Annotated in this window: 3 protein-coding genes; all 3 read right to left on the bottom strand. The window is 63.5% G+C overall.

The window, feature by feature from the left end; genetic code table 11:
* On the bottom strand, positions 1–406 hold a 406-nt coding region (locus EN969_RS24215; protein WP_206525219.1), incomplete at its 3' end, for an Hsp33 family molecular chaperone HslO.
* A 110-nt stretch (positions 407–516) separates the two neighbouring features.
* Positions 517–1,428, bottom strand: a complete 912-nt coding sequence (argF, locus tag EN969_RS24220; RefSeq protein ID WP_013533642.1) for an ornithine carbamoyltransferase — start codon at positions 1,426–1,428, stop codon at positions 517–519.
* 17 nt (positions 1,429–1,445) lie between these two features.
* Positions 1,446–2,645, bottom strand: coding sequence for an aspartate aminotransferase family protein (locus EN969_RS24225; protein ID WP_063170013.1), 1,200 nt, complete (start codon positions 2,643–2,645; stop codon positions 1,446–1,448).
* Between the last annotated feature and the right edge of the window lie 386 nt (positions 2,646–3,031).

Genomic DNA, 3,031 nt, shown 5'->3' on the forward strand with positions numbered 1-3,031 from the left:
GGGAGGTTTCGCCCGCCGCGACCAGCGCTTCCAGCCGGTCGGCATCGAAACGCGCATAGGCGCGCAGCGCCGAGGGCGTGGAAAAATCCGCAACCAGCATGTCGACGGGTCCGTCGGTGCGGGTCTGCAGGATGAACTTGCCCTCGAACTTCAGCGAAGTGCCGAGCAGCACGGTCAGCACACAGGCCTCCGCCAGCAGGCGGGCGACCGGCTCGGGATAATCGTGGCGGCTGAGGATGGCGTCCAGCATCGGCCCGAGTTGGACCGTGCGGCCGCGCACGTCGAGAGGGCCGACCTCGAACGGCACGACGTGATCGTCGCCGGCATAGCCGAATTCGCCGAGTTTGGGGTGATGTTCAGTCACTTGATAGGTTTCCAACATGACAAAGCTCCAGGGCGCGGCCATGCCGCCCTCCGGGGCGCATGCGTCGAAACGCGCTTGATTTGCGTGATGCGGCGCAAATAGGCATCACACGCCCGCAGATCAAGCTCCCAGGGATCAAGCGCCCAGACACTTCAAGCGCCTAGACACCAGGCAAGCACGGCCTTCTGGGCATGGAGCCGGTTCTCGGCCTCGTCGAAGACCACCGAATGCGGTCCGTCGATAACCTCGTCTGTCACTTCCTCGCCGCGATGCGCCGGCAGGCAGTGCATGAACAGCGCGTCCGGCTTGGCTCTCGCCATCAGCTTGGCATTGACCTGGTAGGGCGAGAACACATTGTGGCCGCGGGCGCGATGCTCCTGGCCCATCGACACCCAGCAATCGGTGACGATGCAGTCGGCCTGATCGACGGCTTCCTCGGGCGAGCGGGTGAAGTGCAGCTTGCCGCCATGCGCCTGCGACCAATCGATATGCTTCTGCGCCGGCTCGCTGCCTTCGGGAACGGCGACGTTGAGGTTGAAGCGGAACCGGGCCGAGGCCTCGAGCAGGGAATGCAGCACATTGTTGCCGTCGCCGGTCCAGGCGATGGTCTTGCCGGCTACCGGACCGCGATGTTCCTCGAAGGTCATGATATCGGCCATCAGCTGGCAGGGATGGGTATCGTCGGTCAGTCCGTTGATCACCGGCACGGTGGCGTTCTCTGTCAATTCCAGCAGCCGCTCATGCGAGGTGGTGCGGATCATGATCGCATCGACATAGCGCGACAGCACCTTGGCGGTGTCGGCGATGGTCTCGGAACGGCCGAGCTGCATCTCGGTGCCGGTCAGCATGATGGTCTCGCCGCCGAGCTGCCGCATGCCGACGTCGAAGGAGACGCGCGTGCGCGTCGACGGCTTGTCGAAGATCATCGCCAGCACCTTGCCTTCGAGCGGTTTGGTGCGCTCGCCGGCCTTGAGCCGCGCCTTTCGCACCACCGCGTCGTCCAGCATCAAGCGCAGGTCGCCTTCGGAAACGGTGGAAAGATCGGTGAAATGGCGAACTGACATCAGCAATGATTCCGGGATTACTTCGCCGCGGCGGAAGCGATCGCCTCCGCCAGGCCCTTGGCGCCGGCGCGGATGCGGTTGAGCGCGTCATGGATCTCGGCGTCGGTGACGGTGAGCGGCGGCAACAGGCGAATGACGTTGTCGCCGGCCGGAACCGTCAACAGGTGCTGGTCGCGCAAGGCCATGTTCACCTTGGTGTTGGGCATGGCGCATTTGAGGCCGAGCATCAGCCCGGCACCCCTGATGTCCTCGATGATTTCGGGAAACTCGTCGGCGACCGACGCCAGACCCTGCTTCATCAGCAGCGCCTTGCGCTGGACATCTTCGAGGAAGCCGTCTTCCAGCACGACATCGAGCACGGCGTTGCCGACCGCCATGGCAAGCGGGTTGCCGCCGAACGTGGTGCCATGCACGCCGGCGGTCATGCCGACCGCCGCTTCATCCGTGGCAAGGCAGGCGCCCATCGGGAAGCCGCCGCCGATACCCTTGGCAATCGCCATGATGTCGGGCGTTACACCCGACCATTCATGTGCGAACAGCTTGCCGGTGCGGCCGATGCCGCACTGGACCTCGTCGTAGATCAACAGCAGGCCGTGCTGCTCGCACAATTGCCTGAGCCGCTTCAGCGACTGCGTCGGCACCGGGCGGATACCGCCCTCGCCCTGCACCGGCTCGATCAGGATCGCGGCCGTCTCCGGCGTGATCGCCTTTTCGGCGGCGTCAATGTCGTCGAAGCCGACCTGGTCGAAACCTTCGACCTTGGGGCCGAAGCCCTCGAGATACTTGTACTGGCCGCCAGCCGCGATGGTCGCCAGCGTGCGGCCATGGAAGGCGCCTTCGAAGGTGATGATGCGAAAGCGCTCGGGATGGCCTTTGACGAAATGGTAGCGCCGCGCCGTCTTGATCGCGCATTCCAGCGCCTCGGCGCCGGAATTGGTGAAGAACACCTTGTCGGCGAAGGTGGCGTCGGCCAGCCGTTCGCCAAGCCGGCTCTGCCCGGGGATCTCGTAGAGGTTGGAGACATGCCACAGCTTGGCTGCCTGCTCGGTGAGTGCGGCGACCAGGTGCGGATGGCTGTGGCCCAGCGAATTGACGGCGATGCCGCCGGCGAAATCGAGATATCGCTCGCCCTTGTCGGTAATCAGCCATGTGCCTTCCCCGTGGTCGAAGGCCAGGGGTGCGCGAGCAAAGGTCTCGTAAAGCGCCGAACCGCTCATTATATGCGTCTCCGGTACCGGAAAATCAAAAAAGCCGCCAAAGCGGCGGCCTGTGCGGCTTATCCTGTTTTTCGGCCATGAAGTCAACGAAAACGTCGCGTAGTGGCGCGCGGCAAGCCCCCCGACGGGACGCCGGCTCATAAGCGACCGGGCAAGTTGGGGAAAACCGAAAAAACCGATTCGTGTTGCACTTGGGACTCTTGTCACCGAGTCAGCGCATAGAGTAGTTGTAGTCGAGAAATAACTAGATTTCGTGCGGCGGACCTAATCACCAGATATATGTGGTGTCTGCCCTGGCAAATGTTGCCGGGTCGGGAGAAGGATTCCGATTGCCGCACGCTTAGAGGAGCGCGGTCTCATGAACTGGACTGACGAGCGGGTAGAAC

Origin of the sequence: Mesorhizobium sp. M7A.F.Ca.CA.003.01.2.1, assembly GCF_003998945.1 — a bacterium.
GTDB classification, from domain to species: domain Bacteria; phylum Pseudomonadota; class Alphaproteobacteria; order Rhizobiales; family Rhizobiaceae; genus Mesorhizobium; species Mesorhizobium ciceri.

Excerpts from the sequence above, each read along its gene's own strand:
- EN969_RS24225 (WP_063170013.1), bottom strand. The coding sequence starts at position 2,645 with ATGAGCGGTTCGGCGCTTTACGAGACCTTTGCTCGCGCACCCCTGGCC.
- argF (WP_013533642.1), bottom strand. The coding sequence starts at position 1,428 with ATGTCAGTTCGCCATTTCACCGATCTTTCCACCGTTTCCGAAGGCGAC.